The sequence below is a fragment of the Flavobacterium fontis genome (assembly GCF_900129405.1).
Classification (GTDB): Bacteria; Bacteroidota; Bacteroidia; order Flavobacteriales; family Flavobacteriaceae; genus Flavobacterium; species Flavobacterium fontis.
Genome location: NZ_FQVQ01000004.1, coordinates 41,906 through 61,498 on the forward strand (window position 1 = coordinate 41,906; position 19,593 = coordinate 61,498).

Here is a 19,593-nt window from a genome sequence, read left to right on the forward strand (position 1 = left end):
GTACTATATTTTCTTCTAAAGTATAAAAAATCTATGAGACCTGCAATGCCAATTTTCTTTTTCCATCGGGGAGTACGCTCAAGTCAACTCGAGCATACTGATCGGGCAAAAGGTTGGGGATTTTTTCAGCCCATTCGATAAAACACCAATGTCCCGAATACAAGTAATCTTCAATCCCAAAGTCGAGCGCTTCCATTTCCGATTTTAAGCGATACATATCAAAATGATAAATCTTTTCGCCTTGTTGATTTTCGTATTCATTGACTAGGGAAAAAGTGGGACTGCTTGTGGCCTCATTGACACCCAACGTTTGTGACAAAACCTTGATAAGTGTGGTTTTACCGGCTCCCATTGGGCCATTAAACACCATAACCTTTGCTGGGTTTTCGTGGAGAATTTTTTGGGCCACTTGAGTAATTTCATCCAATGAAAAAAGAATTTCCATAGGTTATCTCGGATTTAAAACAATAAAGGGAATAATCATCTCTTCCAACGAAATACCACCGTGTTGGTACGTATTTCGGTAATAACTTACATAATGATTATAGTTATTAACATAGGCCAAAAATAAGTCGTTTTTTGCAAAAATAAAGGAGCTACTCATATTAATCGCGGGTAATCCTACTTTTTTGGGGTCTTTAACAACGTAGACATCTTTATCTTCGTAAGTGAGACTTCTTCCGGTTTTATAGCGTAAGTTGAGACTCGTGTTTTTATCGCCAATCACTTTCGAAGGATTTTTCACATTGATGGTGCCGTGATCGGTGGTAATGATTAGTTTGAAACCTAACTTTTGGGCTTGTTGAATGATTTCCAAAAGGGGGGAATTTTTAAACCAGCTCAAGGTGAGTGAACGGTATGCTTTATCGTCGGAGGCGAGTTCTTTGACTACTTCCATTTCAGTTTTGGCATGCGACAACATGTCCACAAAATTGTAAACAACTGCGACCAATTGATTGTCTTTTAAGCCACGGAAATTTTCGGCTAATTTTTTTCCCGTTTGAAAATTTGTAATCTTAAAATAATCGTGTTTTATGTTTAACCCCAAGCGTTTCAAATGGGCGGTTAAAAATTCGGCTTCAAAATTATTTTTCCCCCCTTCATAGGTGTCGTTTTTCCAATACTGAGGAAACTGTTTTTCCATGTCAGCGGGTAATAGTCCCGAAAATAGAGCATTACGCGCATACTGTGTAGCTGTGGGTAACATGGCAAAATAGGGGAGTTCTTTTTCGACTTTATAATAGGTATTTACCGAAGACTCCATTGCTTTCCACTGGTCATAGCGCATATTATCGACCACTATAAACAGAATCGGCTTCTCCTTTTTTACCAGTTCGGGAACCACCCATTCTCTAAACACCGTATGCGAGAGTATTGGTTTTTCGGCTTTGGGATCAAACCAATCTTCGTAATTCCGTTCGATGAATTTTCCAAATTGGAAATTAGCCTCTTGCTTTTGCGATTCAAGGATATTGATTAAATTGGAATCTTCGGTATGTTCCAATTCCAATTCCCAAAACAATAACTTTTTATAGACTTCAACCCAATCGGTATAGGAACGCGCCATTCCCATATCCATCGCGATTTTGCGAAATTCTTTTTGATAGTCAAGGGTTGTTTTCTCAGAAATAAGACGTGAATGGTCCAAGTTTTTCTTCAAACTCAAAAGAATCTGATTGGGATTGACGGGTTTAATAAGATAATCGGCGATTTTGGATCCAATGGCTTCTTCCATGATAAATTCCTCTTCGCTCTTGGTGATCATGATGATTGGAGTGGATGATTTTTTCTCTTTCATTTCAGAAAGCACTTCCAATCCCGATAATCCAGGCATGTTTTCATCCAGAAAAACCACGTCAAAATTTTCATCTTGAAAAATATCCAAGGCATCACGACCGTTGTTGCAGGTCGTTACATGGTAGTTTTTTTGTTCAAGAAAAAGGATATGGGGTTTAAGCAAATCGATTTCGTCGTCAACCCAAAGTATTTTAATCGAATTCATCTGGTCGTATTTTGGTGCAAGTTACTATTCCTTAAACGATAAATCTCGTAAAAATTGTATAAAAAAAAGAGTGAATTTGAAGGGTATTGGCCTAACTCCTTTAAAACTAGATTCATTCGTTACATTGAGAAATTAACAATTTTGACTGAGAATTGTGTTGTTTTCTTCATAATTAATACACTATTTTTGCGTTATTAGAATTCAAATAGTAAGAATGACTCGAATCTTAAACTTTAAAATCAACTTTAAATACGTTTCTGTTTTAGTATTTATCTCTGTTATAGCCACTTACTTTATTACACAGCATTTTTTTGTCGACAAAACCAGTGAAACTTCAACCAGTGTAGCGAATACCTTACAAGTAAAGCGATTAGAGGGTTATCGTTATGTGAAGCCCTTGTTGTATGTTGATCAAGATGAATCATCGGACCTGACTTCTATGAAGGCGGAGGTTCAAAATATTATTCAGGCATTTCAACAAAAGAATGTAATTAAGTCCGCTTCCGTATATCTCAAAGATTACAATACCAATGATTGGATGGGCATCAATTTGGAGGAAAAGTTCAAACCTGGTTCGCTTTTGAAAGTTCCTGAGTTGATAGCTTTTTTGAAGATGAATGAAAAAAATCCGGGACTATTGGACAAAAAAATACTTTTCAACAAAATATATAAAGCTGACAAAAAACCTTTATTTACCTCCAAATCGATTGCGTTTGGTCAATCCTATTCGATTCGGGAATTGTTGTACTACATGATTGTTTATTCTGATAACAATGCCACGTATCTTTTGAATGAAAATATCGATGTTGAAGTATTTAAAAATGTTTTTACCGATTTAGGGTTGGCTGCCCCTGATTGGAATGCTACTGATTATTTTATCACTTCCTACGAGATTTCTTTGTTCATGCGAGCTTTGTATAATGCCTCCTATCTCACGGTAAAAGACTCTGAATACGCGGCTTCTTTATTGAGTAAATCCAATTTCAAGCAAGGGGTTTTGGCAGGGATTCCTTCCAACAATGATTTTTTTCACAAATTTGGAGAAGCGGGTGATGCCGTGGAAAAACAGCTGCATGAAACCGTGGTCGTTTACACCCAAAACAGGGCTTATCTACTCACTATTATGACTAAAGGTAATGATTTTAAAACGTTGCCTGAGGTTTTAAAACAAATTTCAGCGGCCGTTTACCGCAATCTTGCAGGACAAGCACAACAAGCACTTTAATTGATAGGGGGAATTTATTGAACAAAATTGAACCTTTTTTCTGGCGCGACTTTTGCTAGATTTTGTTCATGAAAAAAGGAGTAACGCTTGTAGTATGCATTTTATTATGTTTGGCTTGTACTTCTGATCCAAAACCAAAACGCATGGGCGTTCAATGCTATGATGATTTCCCTGCGTATTTACGGGATACAATCCGGAGTGCACTGGAAGAGTATTATGGCATCAAAACGGTTGTGCTCCCCGCGATTGAATTGCCTTCTTCGGCCTTAAGTTTAAAAAAATCGCCTCGGTATAAAGCGCAAGATGTGATCAAATTTCAGCTTACACATCGCCCAGACACTATAGATTACATTCTCGGCTTGACCACGAAAGACATTTGTATCACAAAACGCGATGAAAAAGGTCGTGTTTTAAAACCGGAATGGAAGTATACTGATTTTGGTATTATGGGATTGGCGTATCGACCCGGCAAATCAGCCATTGTTTCCACTTTTCGTTTACACCATTCGTCTTCAAATGTTGTGATCGAAAGAGCCAAAAAAGTAGCTATTCATGAATTTGGACACAACCTCGGTATCCCACATTGTCCGAATTCCCATTGTGTGATGACGGCCGCCAATGAGAAAATAAGTACCATTGATCAGGAATCGTTGTTTTTGTGTGGGGAATGCAAAAAGCAAATAGCCTTAAAAGTAAAAGCCTGAATCTCTTCAGGCTTTCATTTATAATTTATAATTCATAACTATTAATAACTGCCATTCAACAATTCCCCACCAATCGTCGATTTCGCTTCGATACCTAATTTCTTCATCATTTCATAGGTTGTACAAACCGCAGCGGAGGTTACCGGAATGCCACATTCGGCTTGAATTAAATCAATCGCTTCCAACGAGGGCATTTGCACACAAGCCGATGCTACTAAAACATCGACATCGGTCAAATCCAATTGCTTGTAGATTTCTAGCAAATTCAACGGATTTTGTGCGGCAACTTCCAAATTATCGGGAATTTCCAAAGCAATACTTTCTTTTACTTTAATCCCTTGGTGTTCAATATAATCCACCACTTTATCGGTCAGTGGTCGCATATAAGGCGTGATGATTGATATTTGTTTGGCTCCCAAAACCTTTAGTCCGTTAATCAACGCACCCGCCGAAGTCACAATAGGAGTAGGGAAGCCGTTGGCGATGGTTTCTTGGTGCAAATTGACTTCCGATACACAATGATAGCCACGTCCCATACTCATAATCGCCACTAAACACGCATAGCCCATCACATCCACGTGTGCATCCGAAAGTTCGATGGCACATTTCAAACTCATGGCATCCATAGCCGCGAGTTCTTCTTGAGTGACTTTTTTCATGCGCATCCGACTGCTGTGAAAAGTGAAGCGTTCGGGTAAAACGGTCTCGCGTGCTCTAAAAATCGCCGGAATTTCGGTTTCCATGGTTACATTGGAGGAGGGGACAATTTGCCCAATACGGAATTTTTTCATGCGTTTTTTCTTCAAAAATAAATCTCAAAAATAACGAAAATTATTTGAAGCGGCGACACATAAACAAGTTAAAACTCAGTTCGTAGGTATTGCTGAAAGCTGATTTTCTGACCAAAAATTGCTTCCAATTCCTGCCATGTTATAATTGGTAGGTGTTGTACCATATTTTTGAATATTGGCCCATAAGTAATAGCGTTTTACGGCGCCACTTGTGTTGTTAATAACGGTTTGTCCATTGGCTAATCCAAAATCACTGGGACCCGCTAATATTCCCGAGACCAATCCACCTGAGATAATGTCCGTGTTAACAACAACTGTATTACTTGTTGAGAGCGTAGTTCGCACAAAGATGCTTTGTCCTGTGGTTAAGGTCGTAGCACCCGCCAAAAGGTAGGTACCAAATACAATCCATTTCCCTGGAGGTAAATCGATATACACATTGCAATAGTTCATAGCCGATTGAACACCTACAGGGGTACCGTTACCAAAACTTGCGCCACCACCAGCAAATACACCAATGACTGCGGGAGTTATTGCGCTAGTATTCACCCAAGTCCCCACTCCGTTTGCATCAGAGGCTAGAATACGACCTGCAGCTTGCGTCCCATCATTGATTCGTATTTTTCCATTTACGTCCAATCGCTGCGCTGGGGTTGTCGTACCAATTCCGACATTACCCCCGTTTAAGACGGTTAGTTTTGGTGAATTGTTTGTCGTTAAATGAACAGCACCTAGGTTTCCTGCATAGGTACCCAACTCTATATCATTTGAATTCCCTGAGTAGCTTCCAAAATAGCCCCGATAATTCCCATTTTCGGCAAAAGAAATAAAGAGATTATCACCTCCATCGATAATCATGGGATTGCTGTTAGAGGAGCGAACATGAAGCGTAGTAACTGGATTATTTGTTCCAATACCCACATTTTCAAAAAGATTAGTGGGGTGTAATTGGCCAAAAATGGTTCGTGTCCATTTATCATCTGAAGCCACCATGAGTTTTACATATTGACTACCATTCCAGTAATAATATCCCGTTCCTTCTCCACCTACCACAAAAGGATTCGTGTTGTAAACCAACAAACTTATTGCGGGGGAGGCAATGGGTGTTGTACCATCATACACATCCCATAAATCCAAACGAGGAATTAATAGTCCTGAATTGGTGGCAGTAATATCTAGGCTAGCGGAGGGATCAGGGTTAGTAGTACCAATACCAATTTGAGCTTCAATTGTTTCAAAAACAAAGACTAGAAGGAAGAATGTGAGAATTTTTTTCATCACTTTTTTTGAGTAAAGCTACAATGTGCTTTAAAGCGAATCAATCAACCTTTTGTATCATTTTACTGCTTTCCATATAATTTATTTACGGCTTCGGTTTTATTTTGAACTTGTAACTTCATATAAATATGATTCAAGTGGCGTTTGACAGTACTTAATGAGATAAAAAGTTGATCGGCTATTTCTTTATATAAATGCCCTTTGCTTAAAAGTTCAAGTACTTCATATTCACGTTTTGAAAGAAGATTTTGAACATGAGATTCTGAAACGGCATTAAATGTTGATAAAACTTTTCGTGCAATTTTGGGTGACATCGGACTACCTCCATCATAGAGTTCGATGATCGAGGAAAGTATTTTTTCGGGAGGTGTATTTTTCAAAATATAACCGCTAGCCCCTGCTTTTAGTGCATCAAATACTTGATCATTGTCTTCATAAATGGTAAACATGATGAACTGAATATCAGGATGTTGTAATTTTAACTCACTGACACAGTCAATTCCTGATTTTTGGGGTAAATTAATGTCAGTTATTACTACATCAGGAAGTAATTTAGGGATGGTTTCAATAGCTTCTTCTGCATTGGTAAAGCTGGCTAAAAGGCGTAATTGCGGATCACTTTCAATAATATTTTGAAGTCCTTTTTGAATTTCTATAATATCTTCAATTATACAAATGGTGATCATTATTCAACATTTTATACAAAGGAAACGGATTTTGGTCAAAAAACAATAAACCTTTCGGTTGATATTAATTTAAATGCGCAACGGGAATGCAGAGGGTAATTTTTGTGCCTTGATCATTTTCAATTTGGAAAGTTCCATTCAATTTTTGAACTCTTTTTTCCATATTTCGCAATCCATTATTCAAAATGGAAGATTTGGGAACTTGAAATCCAATTCCATTATCATGAATAGTTAGTAAAAGACTTTCGGATTGATGGATATAAATTATAACGGATGACGCTTGGGCATGTTTAACGACATTGTGGAGGGCTTCTTTAACAAGCAAAAAAATGCTTCTTCGATGATTGCCAATTACATTTAATGTTGGATTATTAATGTCAATTTGGATTGTCAAATCGATTGAATTATTTTCGAGATAGTCATTTGAATAGTTTTTGATAAAGGAGCACAAGTCCTCAAGACGATCATTATCTTCATTCAATGCCCAAATAATCTCGCTCATATTTTTGACCAAGTCGGAAGACGTTTGGTGAATTTTTTTCAAGGATTCTTCATAGTCCATCTTCATTAAGGCCATTTGACTTAAGTAATTTATTTTTGTGAGTCCACTACCCAAATCATCATGCATATCTAAAGCGATGCGATTTCGCTCATTCTCAAGGGCAGCTTGTTTTTCGAGAACTAATTTTTGCATGGCGATAATTTCATTAGCATCTTCAAGGAGCGCTAAATTCATTTTCTCCCATTGTTGTTTGTTTCGATGGCTTAAGGCAATTGAAAAGAAAACGATATCCGTGAAGCTTCCAATCATTAACCATTCGGGAGGATAAATCCATTGTGTATCAGACGCATTTAAATTGGATATAAAACTTACAATTCCAAAAACAAAATAACAGGCGCTTCCAATCAAAATAAATAGTTGAAAAGTAATGTGGCGTAATTTAAAGCATTCCCACAACATTATAAATGTGAGTAAAAAAATGAAGATACGAATAAGCGTAAATGCAAGGGCATAATCTTCAAATGGAAAGAACGTTTTGATCAAGATAAATCCCAAAGCATACCCCACAAGTATTATCCTAATAAATGCTTTGGACCAGTACAAAAAACGATGCGTGGATTTTGTAATATCTAGCGACTGGAGAATGAAATTAAAATAAGTAGCTAAATATAGAATTTGTATTGGTTCATTAAGAAAATCATATAGTTTTAATTCGATTTCGGGTTCTAACCAATAAAACAAAAAACCTGAACGTTGAAAAACAAATAGTCCAGTAAAGGTTAGATAAACAAGATAATGTAAAAACAACCTGTCCCGATTGTAATAATAGAGAACTATGTGGTATACAAAAGCGAGTAGGATGACTCCTAATAATAAAACCGATATAACGGATTGAAAAATTAAGCCATGCACAACACCTATTTTCTTAAAATTAAATTTCTTTCACCGTATTAACGATTGTTCCAATGCCTTCCACGGTGGCTTCCATTACATCGCCATCATACAACCATTCTTGCGGATCGCGACCAGCACCCACACCTGCTGGGGTTCCCGTTGCAATAATGTCGCCGGGCTCAATGGTAAAAACGGTACTTAAGTCTTCGATTAAGTCATTGATGTTGAACAACATAAATTTTGTGTTAGAATGTTGTTTTTCTATTCCATTGACTTTCAAACTCAGGCTTAAGTGATGCGGATTCTCGATTTCATCTTTGGTCACCAAATAGGGGCCCATCGGAGCAAAAGTATCTTGTCCTTTGGATACAATCCACTGTCCTTCACGACGGCAATCCCGGGCGGAAATATCGTTGATCACAGTATACCCAAATACATAATCCATTGCTTCCGACTTCGGTACATATTTCCCTGTTTTTCCGATAACTACGGCTAACTCGACTTCCCAGTCCAACTGTGAAGTGAGTTTTGTATTTTTAATCACCTCGGTGTTTGTTGCTGTCACTGTCGTGGGTGGTTTCGAAAAGATGATGGGTTTTTGTGGAAGTTTACCTGTAGTGTCCAACGTTCTTGCGCTCTCCGCTACATGTTCGGTATAATTTAACCCAATGCCAATAATATTTTTTCGAGGCCTCGGAATGGGAGCGAGTAAGGTGACTTTATCAAATGGCACCCCGATTTTTGTAATATATTCTTCGGGCGTATCTGCAATCAAATCGTTGATTTCATCGATGATTTCAATTCCCATATCAATCAAATCGAGCATATCATCGGGCAAAGGAAAATTGGCCACTTCGCCAAAATCTTCCATATCTATCACTAAATCGTTAAATAAAAATCCTAACCGGGCTTCTTCATTTTGATAGGTATACGTAACTAATTTCATTTTTTTATTTTTTAATGGTGACCGTTTCACCGTTGTTGTTTATTATTTCTATTTCCGCAGATTGTGTTGTGATACGTTCTTTGAGACGAACAATATCACAAACAGATAGTTTTTCTAAACTAAGTTGGTCAATTCGAACAATCGGGTTTCCAAATTGAATTTTTGCCTTGAGTGCTTCATCCCATACAATGCCTACGACCAATTTTTGATCGATTAGGGTTGGCGTAAATTGGGGTGTTTTTTGGGATAAATCATTTTGGGAGGGTGCTTCAAAATACCACTTTTTCTTCTGAAAATCCAACGTTACTTTTCCCAATTTGAATACATCGAGTCCCATACGTGAGTTATCATCATCTGTGGTTTCTGTAATAATATTGGAAAACGTTATCCCGTTGATTTTCATTTTTTGAATTTGAACCAAACGGTGGGGGCTTGGTTCCAACTTTTCAAAAAGTCCCAATGAAACTACGCCAGTTGATTCTCCAAGTGTTTTTACGACTTCTCCCTTTTTGAAATCTGCATACACTCGATTTGACAAATCGTAAAAACCATCCATTCCTGTATCGAGTAAAGCAAATTCGCTGCCTTCTTTACAACCTTCACTTTGATGTTCTAATGCGACATAGGGAGCCAATTGTTGGCCAACTAATTGCATTGGAAAACCTTTAGTTTGTGGAGAAAACGACTTAATCGTATGTGATATTTTTATTTTTTTGGCTGCATAATCTACCTGTAAAACCGCATTTTTAAAGAAGTTACTACCCACAAAGCCATCCAAACGGTAACATTTTAATACCGGATGATTGTCTAAATCGACCACTATGGCAACACCATTCTCAAATTGCAAGGAACCCAAACGCATTTCAGGTAAGGGAACCATTTCCATGTTTTGCGTTGTATTATTGGCGTCCACCACATTGACGTCTCTTTTGGAGGCAGGATTAAGGATGTTGGCCACTCGCTTCGAAATGATATTGGGTGCGCCTGTATCTAGTAGAAACCGATAGGTTTGCCCTGCCAAACTCACTGGAATGATAATTTTACCGTGCTCTAACTCAAAATCGACTTCCTCCAGAAACTCTTTTTGGGATATTTTTCCAGCATCAAGTTTAAAATCTTGAGCCCAAATATATCCTATTCCCAGAAACATCCAACATACAACAATCCACTTTTTCATAGCTACTTTTTAACTAATGATTTGATGTCCGTTATTTTCGGTTAAAATGCGGTCTTGATATAAGCCTAAGCCTTCAATTACAGGTAAATCATTGAAGTGGAATAAACAGGCATCTTCCGTTTCAGAGGCATTGTGATGTTCGTGCCATGCCCATGAGGGCACACAGAAAATATCGCGTTCTTTCCAATCGAAGCGTTTCCCATTAATAATAGAATAGCCGCTTCCTTTGGCGCATTGGTACACAAACGACCCCGTATGTTTGTGGGCTTTTCCTTTGAATCCTTTGGGTAATAATTGCATGGAAGCACTCATGGTTTGCATCACATGTCCGCCCGTTAGCGGATTGCTGTAGCGCAGGTGAATGCCATCAAAAGGATCGATTGGATTTACTTCCAATGCTTCTAACAAAGCAGGATAGACTTTGCTCCAGGAATATTTAAATAGGGGAGAATAGGGCTTATCCCACTGCACATCGGCAGGAATGAGTCCGACACCACTATAGGTTTTCGGCGAATAATTCAGCGGCACGTCCAAGGGTTGCTTGCCATCAAATACCGCATAATCATTGGCTTCTAAAGCATTCACAAGCGGAATATCCAAACCGTCTTGCCAAATACAGGTTTGACCGTCGGCTTCTACGCCGTGTTCGTGCCAAGTGGAGTTGGGTGTGATCACAAAATCGTTGACTTCCAACATGATTTTATTACCGTCGACTACCGTATATCCTTTACTACCCTCCATGATAAAACGCAACGCAGAAGCGCGATGACGGTGTGCCGATGTCGATTCACCCGGGCGGGTAACCTGAATTCCGGTATACAACCAACCCACAGCGGCCGAAACGTCTTTGCGTTTGTCATTGACCAGATAGACTACACGTCGCCCAGCTTGTTCGGGCGTGACGAGTTCGCTCGATTTGAGCACCAGCGCTCGTAAATCGTCGTATTTCCATAACATGGGAACGGAATTGGGTCGCGGCTCCCAAGGTTCGATATCATTGGCAACGGTCCATAAAGCACCGGCGCCTAAGGTTTCTAATTCTTTGTAATACGCTTCGAGTTCGGGCGTATCATTCACGCGCGCTCTACCGTATACATCATCGGAATAGTGTTGCTCTTCCATGGTTTTTTATTTCGGAGACCTAACAGGTTTTTAAAACCTGTTAGGTCTATATTAATAATTAATAATATTATTTATCATCCTCCCCCTCCACAAAAGTTATCTTTCTTGTAGGCGCCACATTCACCCGCAAATCAAAAATATCAAAGCGGTTGTAATGCCCTAAAATATCGTGCATTTGCTTGGGTTGGATGCATTTTGCCAAATCGATTTCGGCATATACAATGCCTTCATCGTCAATTAAGGGGGTGCCGATTACTGCACCATTGGGTCCGATGAATCCCGAGAAGGCCGAACTTTTACGATCCAATAAAGCATCGATAGTAGGCACATCCGCTCGTAAAGCCTCTTTAATTTCTTGAGATATGGTCGAACAGGAAACGATGGTGAACAATTTCCCTTCGAAAGAATGGGCAGCCGCCCGAATTTTAATCGCTTCAGCCATATCGTAATCGGGTGGAGCAACGGGAAGTGAAATGTAATTGGCAATATGCACCAATTCGCCTTGTGATAATAAAGTGAAACGCGCCAAAGTATTGGTGTTTTCACCACAGGCGAGGGTTCCTAGCGGACCCACTTCGGTGTCATATACTTTTAACGATGAACCGTCACCTGAGGTCCACGTTAATTTTTCAGCCCAAGTAGGGACTAATTTTCGGTGTTTTCCAATGATTTCCCCTTGGTTGTTGATAATTAAGTTGGTATTGTAAATTTCGCCAAAACTTGTACCGCGTTCATTGATACCGATGACGATATGCATGTTGTAGTCGCGAGCTGCTTGGTACAACGGCTGCATTTCGGCATCGTTAACAGCTACCGAATTTCGGTACAACTTTTCGTACCATGCGCTGCCTTGCACCGGCGTCATTACCCAATTCCAATAGGGATAGCCTGCAATAAAAACTTCGGGAAATGCAATCAATGTAGCACCGTTGTCATGCGCTTCTTTGATAAAACGAATGGCTTTTTCTACTGTTGCAGGAACATTGAGAAAAACAGGCGACGTTTGTACGGTGGCGGCTTTAAATTTTTTAAATTCCATAGTTTTATTGCAAAAAGGGTTGGATTTTTAACTTCATTGTTTCATTAAAAGCTTCCGAACTGATACTGTTTCGGTCGTGGGCGATTTTCACATTCACTAAGGTGACTTCACCTTCGAGTACCGTTTTTTGTTGGGCGTTTTCAAATTTAAAACCACAAAGCATAGACGAATTACGCAATTCTTTGACCCATAAATGCTTGGTAATGGTTTCTCCGAGGCGGGCCGGACTCTTGAATTGAACTTTTAAATCGACCGTGGGGATGCCATTGGTTTCATGCATCAAATGAAAGGGGCGATCGAGCGCTTCTTCAAACCAGTCTTCGACAAGGGCATTGAGCATTTCGAGAAAACGGGGATAAAAAACAATCCCGGCGTAGTCAATATGTTGGAAACGAATTTTTTCTTCTTTAGTAAAATAGTTCATTGGTAGTACTTGTTTTAGCCCTGATTGAAGCGGCATCCTCGTAGCGTAGCGGAGAGATACAGCGGAAAGCAGGAAATAGCTCCAAAAATAAAAGCTATTCAAATATACATTAATCTTGATTTTTAAGTTTGAAACGTTGAATTTTTCCCGTTTCGGTTTTGGGCAGCGCTTCCACAAAATGAATCACACGTGGGTATTTATAGGGAGCCGCTACTTCTTTGAACCAGTGCTGAATACGGTTTTTCAATACATCCGATGCTTTAGTTGTATCATTCAATACAATATAGGCACAAACCAACATTCCACGTTCGTCGTCGGGGAGTCCCACCACCGCACATTCCGCCACATCTTCATGGCCAATCAACACACTTTCAACCTCAATGGCCGCAATATTGTAGCCCGAGGAAATAATCATGTCGTCGCCACGCGCCACAAACCAATAGTAGCCGTCTTCGTCTTTTCGGAAAACATCGCCCGTAAGATTCCAACCGTATTGCACATATTCCGCTTGTTTTTCGGGACGGTTAAGGTATTTGCAGCCTGTGATACCGCGAACAGCCAAACGGCCGGGAGTTCCATCCGTGATTTCGGTACCCGATGCATCCACAATCTTGGCTTCATAACCGGTTATGGGTAATCCTGTTGCGCCAGGTTTCATGTTTGTTTCGTTAGAAGAAATGAAAATGTGCAACATTTCAGTGGCTCCAATACCGTCTATAATTTTAAGTCCGGTCACGTCAAACCAGTCTTGCCAAACTTTCAACGGAAGCGTTTCTCCAGCAGATACGCATTTGCGCAAACTGGAAATATCGTAATCGTTTACTTTGGTTGTAATGACCCGCCAAGCGGTAGGTGCTGTAAAACAAATGGTGATTTTATGGTCTTGAATCGCTTGCAGAAGCAGGTCCGGACTTGGTTTTTCGATTAAAAAAGTGGAAGCGCCGTAATAAAGTGGGAACAGCACCAATCCGCCGAGACCGAAGGTAAATCCGATTGGCGGACTACCAATGAAAATATCATCAGCAGTGGGTTGGAGCGAATAGGCGGGAAAAGCCTCACAGATATTGAGGATATCTCTGTGATAATGCGCCGTCATTTTGGGCAAACCTGTGGTTCCTGAGGTAAACCCGATTAATGCTACACTTTCAGAATGCGTGTGGTAATTGTCAAAAACGGGTTCGTATTTTGCCATTAAGGCTTCCAATTGGCCGTTTCCAAAATAGCACACCGACTGTAGGTTATCACTTTTCACCAAATGCATTTCTTCTTCCAGATCGGCGGCACAAAAGGCATGGGAAATTTCGGCACAATCGATAATCGTGGTGAGTTCTTTGGAGCGTAGCAAAGGCATTGTGGCTACTACAATTCCGCCGGCTTTGAGAATAGCGAACCAACAAGCGACCATCATGGGCGAATTGGCGGAACGAATCAACACCCGATTTCCAGACTGGAGTTTGAGATCATGCACCAACACTTGCGCAATTTGATTGCTCTTTTCGAACAATTCTTGATAAGTCCAAGTGGTTTCAAACGTATGCAAACACGGTTGTTCTCCGCGTCCTTCTCGAATGTGTTGGTCCAGCAATCGATCGACACAGTTGAGCATTTCGGGACGTTGAAACTGGGGTAAATCCAAAAAGGAATAGCCCGGTTGTGCCGAGAGTTCGGGCAAATGATCATGAGCAAACGTATCGGTGTAATGTTTCATGACAGTTTATTTTTTATTACTCTTCGGTTTTAAAACTTTCTTCATCGATTCCATTTGTTTGCGTTCGGCCGCTAGATACGGATACAAATGCGAGGTTCCAGCAAAATAGGAATCGGGAATATCGGTGGGACGATAATTTTCATACGCTTGTGCATTACGCACAAAATACGGATCCAACAATAAAGGTCGGCCCAACGCCACCATGTCAGCACGCCCATTCAATAAAATGGTATTGATTTGGTCAATATTTTGGATGTATCCTGCGGTGATGGTCGGAATGTGAACGGTATTGCGAATGGCATCCGAAAATGGAGTTTGCCACATGCGTCCGACCAGTGGTTTTTGATGACTTACGGTATTTCCGGTAGAAACATTGATGCAATCGGCGCCTGCTTCTTTAAAGGCATTAGCGATAGTAAGCACCTCATTTTCGGTGATTCCACCTTTGGCCCAATCGCAAGCGGAGATGCGAACCGACATGGGTTTTTCATTTGGAAAAACAGCACGCATGGCTTTAAATACGTGAAGTGGGAATTTTAAGCGGTTTTCTATACTGCCACCAAACTCATCGGTTCGTTGATTGGTTAAGGGTGAAAGGAAAGAAGCTAACAAAAATCCATGATGGGCTTGGAGTTCGACAAGATCAAATCCGGCCGCCTCAGCATTTTGGGTAGCCTGCACAAATTGTGCAGTAACGGTATCCATGTCAGCGATAGTCATGATTTTTGGGGTAGGCATTCCTTCTGCAAAAGGAATAGCAGAAGCCGCGATCAATTCCCAGGGATTTTCAAGCGGTTGGTTTGCTCCTTCATTTGGTCGTTTGGTCGCGCCTTTGGGTCCAGAGTGCCCCAATTGAATTCCAATTTTGGCAGCGGTATTTTGATGGATAAAAGCTGTAATTCGTTTCCATTTATCTATATGATTTTGAGAATATAATCCTGCACAACCTAAAGTGATACGACCTGTTTCTGAAACCGCTGTCATTTCGGTTAATAGAAGTCCGACTCCGCCTACAGCGCGCGAGGTATAATGTTGAAAATGCCAATCATTAACTTCACCATTTTCAGCGCGATATTGTCCCATGGGCGCCATGACAATTCGATTTGGGAGTACTAAATCACGGAGTTTGAAGTCGTGAAAAGCAGCGGGTTTGGCTTCCTGATTGCCATTAAATTCGGCCAAAACCTTATCGGTAAACGATTTGTCGCGCATCATTAAGTTTTCAAAAGTCACTTTTTTCGAACGCGTCATGCAACCAAAAGCAAATTGGTAGAAGGGATGTTGCATGTGTCGATCCATGTGTTCGAACCAATCCAAAGAGACCGTTGCTGCATATTGAATCATTTCGACCGTATTACGACGCGATTGTTCGTATTGATGAAAAGCGGCTTGCACGTTATTTGGATTGGCTATTACGGCATCAGAGAGTCCGATGGCGCACTCCATGGCTAGTTTGGTTCCTGATCCGATAGAGTAGTGGGCCGTAGCTTTAGCATCGCCTAACAGTACAATGTTGTTATGAAACCATTTTTTATTGGTCACATGGGGAAACTGCCGCCAGTGTGATTTATTCGATATCAAGCCATGACCGTCGAGTTCTTCTTTGAATATTGCTTCGATTTTGGCAATGGTATCTGCTTCATTAGTCACTTCAAAACCATGTTTTTCCCAGGTGTCGTTGGAACATTCAAAAATCCACGTGCTCATGCCAGGTTCATACTGGTAAGAATGTGCGACGATGATTCCGTGCGGCGTAGAGCGAAAGAAATAAGTAAAAGCATCCAGGGGTTTGGTCGAACCGAGCCACACAAAACGGTTGCTTTTGAGTTCGATTTGCGTCCCAAATTCTGCGGCAAATTGTGATCGAATCGCACTTCCTATACCATCAGAGGCCAAGATAATATCTGAATCGGCAAATTGGGATAGATCGTCTACATTTTGTTCAAAATGCAAGCGAATGCCTTCTTCGGAACAGCGTTGATGTAACAGCTTCAATAAGGTTTTTCGGGAACAGCCGCAAAATCCATTGCCTGCGATACTCACTTCTTGTCCGTCACGCGCAATGATGATATCGTCCCAATAGGCAAAATTAGAGCGAATCAACTCATAGGATTCCATATCGCGTTTGAGGAATTCGCCCAAGGTTTCATCGGAAAAAACGACGCCAAAGCCGAAGCTGTCATCGGGACGGTTGCGTTCGTAAATATCAATTTCACAATGGGGTAATGCTTTTTTGGTTAGAATTGAAAAATATAAACCGCCAGGGCCGCCCCCGATTACTGTAATTTTCATGTTAAGAATTTCGTTTTATGGCAAATTGTTCACCTAATTTAGAATAGTTGGCTCCTGCAAGACGTGCTACGGGTTTGTAGTTCTCGAGATTAATTTTGTAATTATCAAGCAGGACAGCATCATCATAATGCATCAAGATCACGCGACCAATAAGTACACAAGCACCCCCTTGTTGATGTCCTTCCAAAAAGTAATGGTGTACGAGTTCGCATTCAAGGTGAATCGGACTCTCTTTGACCCGCATGGGTTTGACTTTTAAAGAGGGAATAGGGGTGAGGCCGGCATGTTCAAACTCATCAATTTCAGGGGGAAGTTTATCCGAAGTTGCATTCATTTGTTCGACGACATCCTCAGTCACCATATTCACCACAAATTGTTTTGTGGTTAAGACATTATTGAGCGTGTCTTTATTGGAATTGTTATCCCGTCGGGTGGAGAACATCACATGGGGTGGATCATCCCCCAAAAGATTGAAATATGAAAATGGTGCGAGATTATTCACGCCATGAGCATCAACGGTAGAAATCCATCCAATGGGTCGAGGGATAATGGTACCCGTTAACAGCTTGTATATTGCGGATTGTTCCAAGTTTTCAGGATCAAATTGCATGTTTAAAATTTTCAGACAAGATAAAAAAAAGCGATGAAAAAATGAGAATTATTTATCAAACAAAGCAATCATTTGATAATGAATCAATAAAAGGATTGATGAGTCGCTTCACTTTGATGAAAAAGGCAAATGAACTCGAATTTGAAAGCCGCCATTCGTTAAAACACTGATAATTCTTCGATATTTAGCGGTTAATTATTTGAATAGTGAAAAAATATTTTGAAAAAAATTTGATTTATGTATTTGTACATTTGCTAAATTAGTATATTTATGCAAAATTTATATATATGGATATTCCAGCCTGTCCTAAGTGTCAAAATACGATCATTGTAAAAAGTGGCGTCATCAAAGATCGTCAGCGGTATTTATGCAAATCATGTAACTACTTCTTTACCGTCAATAAATTAGGAAAAAAAATTGACAGCTATTATGTGACCAAAGCGCTTCAATTGTATTTGGAGGGATTAAGCTTTCGTGAAATTGAAAGGATCATCGGGGTTTCCCATGTTACCGTAAGCAACTGGGTGAAAGAGTTCAAAATTAGCAAACCCAATCATACCGACTATCATCCTACCTATAAGATTTATAATCATCTGGAACTGGTTGAATTTCTGAAAAATAAAGAGCAATTGAAAGGAGCAGGGATGATCATAACCGAACTTGGAGATAAGTTCATGCTCATAAAATGGGAGCGTTTTAAGGACTAACCTATAGTCTTTACAGAAATATATACATTAATTTTTTCCTTTAACAAATATTTAGAATTTGGTACTGCAAAATGTATTACTAACCAAATTTTAAAGTATGAAAAAAGGAATTGTTTTAGCAGCGTTATGGAGTGCTGCTTTATCATTCGCACAAGGCTCACCCGATTATGGAGGTGGGTTAAAATTCAATTTGAATACAGAAGGTTCCAAGTACATGCGATTCATAGCATGGAACCAAATCTGGGCGCGTTCTTCCGAATTAAATCCGGGCACCATGATTGGAGAACAAGGAGCCACCAAACAAGAGGATATCGGATTACGCCGGTTACGCATCTTGGCCTATGCGCAAATTTCGCCCCGCTACATGATTGTAACCCACATCGGGATTAACAATCAAACGTTTATCAATGGTGGAGCTGCAGGTTCGCAAAACACTGGTGGATACGGTGCTGGAAAAAAACCAGGCCTTTTCTTTCACGATGCATGGAATGAATATGCCGTCGTTTTACCCAAAGAAAACAAACCCTTCAGTTTGTCTGTCGGTGCCGGTTTGCATTATTACATGGGACTTTCACGCATGACCATGTCTTCGACGTTAAATTATATGACCATTGATGCACCGATTTTCAACTGGCCTTTGATCGAAAACTCGGATCAATTTGCACGCCAAATGGGAATCTTTGTTAAAGGGAAATACAATCGTTTGGAGTATCGCATGAGTATCAACAAACCTTTCGCGACTAATGTTACCCCTGTCAATGTAACCGATCCCAATGTAGCGGTAGCTGTTGATAATAACAATAATGCCCGTTGGTCTAAAGCAGGTTATTTTGAATACCAATTTTTTGACAAAGAATCCAATTTGTTGCCATTTAAAGTAGGAACTTATTTAGGTACCAAAAAAATGTTCAACATCGGAGCGGGATTCTATACAGCACCTAGTGGAACGAAAACCTCGGTCAACGGAGTCACCGAACGCCATGATATCAATTTGTTTTCGGGCGATGTCTTTTTGGATTTACCCGTAGGTGACAAAGCCAAAAAAGCAGCCATTACCGCGTATAGTGTTTTGTATGATTACGACTTCGGACCAAACTATTTACGCAATATCGGGATCATGAATGAAGGAGTAGCAGATAATACCTATACGGGAACACGTGCCTTGGCAGGTCCGGGGAATTTACAACCTATGGTGGGTTCAGGTACGATTTGGTACACCCAAGCCGGGTATTTGATTCCGAATAAAGATGAAAAACCAAAAGTACGCGTGCAACCCTTTGCAGCCTACACCTATAAAGACTTTGACGCTTTGAAAAAAGCCAGCAGTCAGTTTGATATCGGTACCAATTTCTTCCTTGATGGGCATCATGCCAAAATCACAGCCCAATATTCTACACGCCCCGTGTATACTGCTGTGGACAAGATTGATTCTTACAAAGGGGAAATTTTAGTGCAATTACAGATTTATTTATAACCTTTTTTAACC

General features: G+C 40.1%; 18 protein-coding genes. 4 read left to right on the plus strand and 14 right to left on the minus strand.

What is annotated here, in order from left to right; all coding sequences use genetic code 11:
* Positions 1-31 precede the first annotated feature (31 nt).
* Together tsaE and porX are read right to left on the minus strand one after the other, a co-directional pair.
* Positions 32-445 (minus strand): tRNA (adenosine(37)-N6)-threonylcarbamoyltransferase complex ATPase subunit type 1 TsaE, encoded by a 414-nt coding sequence (tsaE, locus tag BUC17_RS04750; RefSeq protein ID WP_073362164.1) that lies wholly within the window; start codon positions 443-445, stop codon positions 32-34.
* A 3-nt stretch (positions 446-448) separates the two neighbouring features.
* On the minus strand, positions 449-2,002 hold the full coding sequence (gene porX / locus BUC17_RS04755) for a T9SS response regulator signal transducer PorX (protein WP_073362166.1): 1,554 nt from the start codon (positions 2,000-2,002) through the stop codon (positions 449-451).
* A 214-nt stretch (positions 2,003-2,216) separates the two neighbouring features.
* Between porX and BUC17_RS04760 the strand changes: the two genes are divergently transcribed.
* Both BUC17_RS04760 and BUC17_RS04765 read left to right on the plus strand, forming a co-directional pair.
* Complete coding sequence (locus tag BUC17_RS04760; RefSeq protein ID WP_073362168.1) at positions 2,217-3,227, plus strand: serine hydrolase; 1,011 nt, start codon at positions 2,217-2,219, stop codon at positions 3,225-3,227.
* 68 nt (positions 3,228-3,295) lie between these two features.
* Positions 3,296-3,931, plus strand: a complete 636-nt coding sequence (locus tag BUC17_RS04765) for a hypothetical protein (protein WP_073362170.1) — start codon at positions 3,296-3,298, stop codon at positions 3,929-3,931.
* 41 nt (positions 3,932-3,972) lie between these two features.
* Here BUC17_RS04765 and BUC17_RS04770 read toward each other — a convergent pair whose 3' ends face one another.
* From BUC17_RS04770 to BUC17_RS04825, 12 genes are all read right to left on the minus strand, one after another.
* Positions 3,973-4,722, minus strand: a complete 750-nt coding sequence (locus BUC17_RS04770) for a maleate cis-trans isomerase family protein (protein ID WP_073362172.1) — start codon at positions 4,720-4,722, stop codon at positions 3,973-3,975.
* Between the two features lie 75 nt (positions 4,723-4,797).
* Positions 4,798-6,000: a hypothetical protein gene (locus BUC17_RS04775; protein WP_073362174.1), complete on the minus strand. Its 1,203-nt coding sequence runs from the start codon at positions 5,998-6,000 to the stop codon at positions 4,798-4,800.
* A 62-nt stretch (positions 6,001-6,062) separates the two neighbouring features.
* Positions 6,063-6,686, minus strand: coding sequence for a response regulator (locus BUC17_RS04780; RefSeq protein ID WP_073362176.1), 624 nt, complete (start codon positions 6,684-6,686; stop codon positions 6,063-6,065).
* Positions 6,687-6,750: 64 nt separating this feature from the next.
* Positions 6,751-8,100, minus strand: a complete 1,350-nt coding sequence (locus BUC17_RS04785) for a sensor histidine kinase (protein ID WP_073362179.1) — start codon at positions 8,098-8,100, stop codon at positions 6,751-6,753.
* 19 nt (positions 8,101-8,119) lie between these two features.
* Positions 8,120-9,028, minus strand: a complete 909-nt coding sequence (locus tag BUC17_RS04790; RefSeq protein ID WP_073362181.1) for a fumarylacetoacetate hydrolase family protein — start codon at positions 9,026-9,028, stop codon at positions 8,120-8,122.
* Between the two features lie 4 nt (positions 9,029-9,032).
* Positions 9,033-10,205 carry a retropepsin-like aspartic protease gene (locus tag BUC17_RS04795; RefSeq protein ID WP_083544743.1) on the minus strand — a complete coding sequence of 391 codons (1,173 nt, stop codon included), beginning with the start codon at positions 10,203-10,205 and terminating at the stop codon, positions 9,033-9,035.
* Positions 10,206-10,214: 9 nt separating this feature from the next.
* Complete coding sequence (locus BUC17_RS04800) at positions 10,215-11,327, minus strand: cupin domain-containing protein (protein ID WP_073362185.1); 1,113 nt, start codon at positions 11,325-11,327, stop codon at positions 10,215-10,217.
* 67 nt (positions 11,328-11,394) lie between these two features.
* Positions 11,395-12,366 (minus strand): carbon-nitrogen hydrolase family protein, encoded by a 972-nt coding sequence (locus BUC17_RS04805; RefSeq protein WP_073362187.1) that lies wholly within the window; start codon positions 12,364-12,366, stop codon positions 11,395-11,397.
* Positions 12,367-12,370: 4 nt separating this feature from the next.
* Positions 12,371-12,790: an acyl-CoA thioesterase gene (locus tag BUC17_RS04810; protein WP_073362447.1), complete on the minus strand. Its 420-nt coding sequence runs from the start codon at positions 12,788-12,790 to the stop codon at positions 12,371-12,373.
* A 109-nt stretch (positions 12,791-12,899) separates the two neighbouring features.
* Complete coding sequence (locus BUC17_RS04815) at positions 12,900-14,498, minus strand: AMP-binding protein (RefSeq protein ID WP_073362189.1); 1,599 nt, start codon at positions 14,496-14,498, stop codon at positions 12,900-12,902.
* A gap of 6 nt (positions 14,499-14,504) precedes the next feature.
* Positions 14,505-16,790, minus strand: a complete 2,286-nt coding sequence (locus tag BUC17_RS04820) for an oxidoreductase (RefSeq protein WP_073362191.1) — start codon at positions 16,788-16,790, stop codon at positions 14,505-14,507.
* A 1-nt stretch (position 16,791) separates the two neighbouring features.
* Entirely contained in the window at positions 16,792-17,400 is a 609-nt protein-coding gene (locus BUC17_RS04825) for a flavin reductase family protein (RefSeq protein ID WP_073362193.1), read from the minus strand.
* 287 nt (positions 17,401-17,687) lie between these two features.
* On the opposite strand from BUC17_RS04825, the gene BUC17_RS04830 reads away from it, so the two are divergent.
* A complete protein-coding gene (locus BUC17_RS04830; protein WP_073362195.1) occupies positions 17,688-18,107 on the plus strand; it encodes an IS1/IS1595 family N-terminal zinc-binding domain-containing protein in 420 nt (139 codons plus the stop codon).
* A gap of 97 nt (positions 18,108-18,204) precedes the next feature.
* Positions 18,205-19,581, plus strand: coding sequence for a porin (locus tag BUC17_RS04835; RefSeq protein ID WP_073362197.1), 1,377 nt, complete (start codon positions 18,205-18,207; stop codon positions 19,579-19,581).
* Positions 19,582-19,593: the final 12 nt, after the last annotated feature.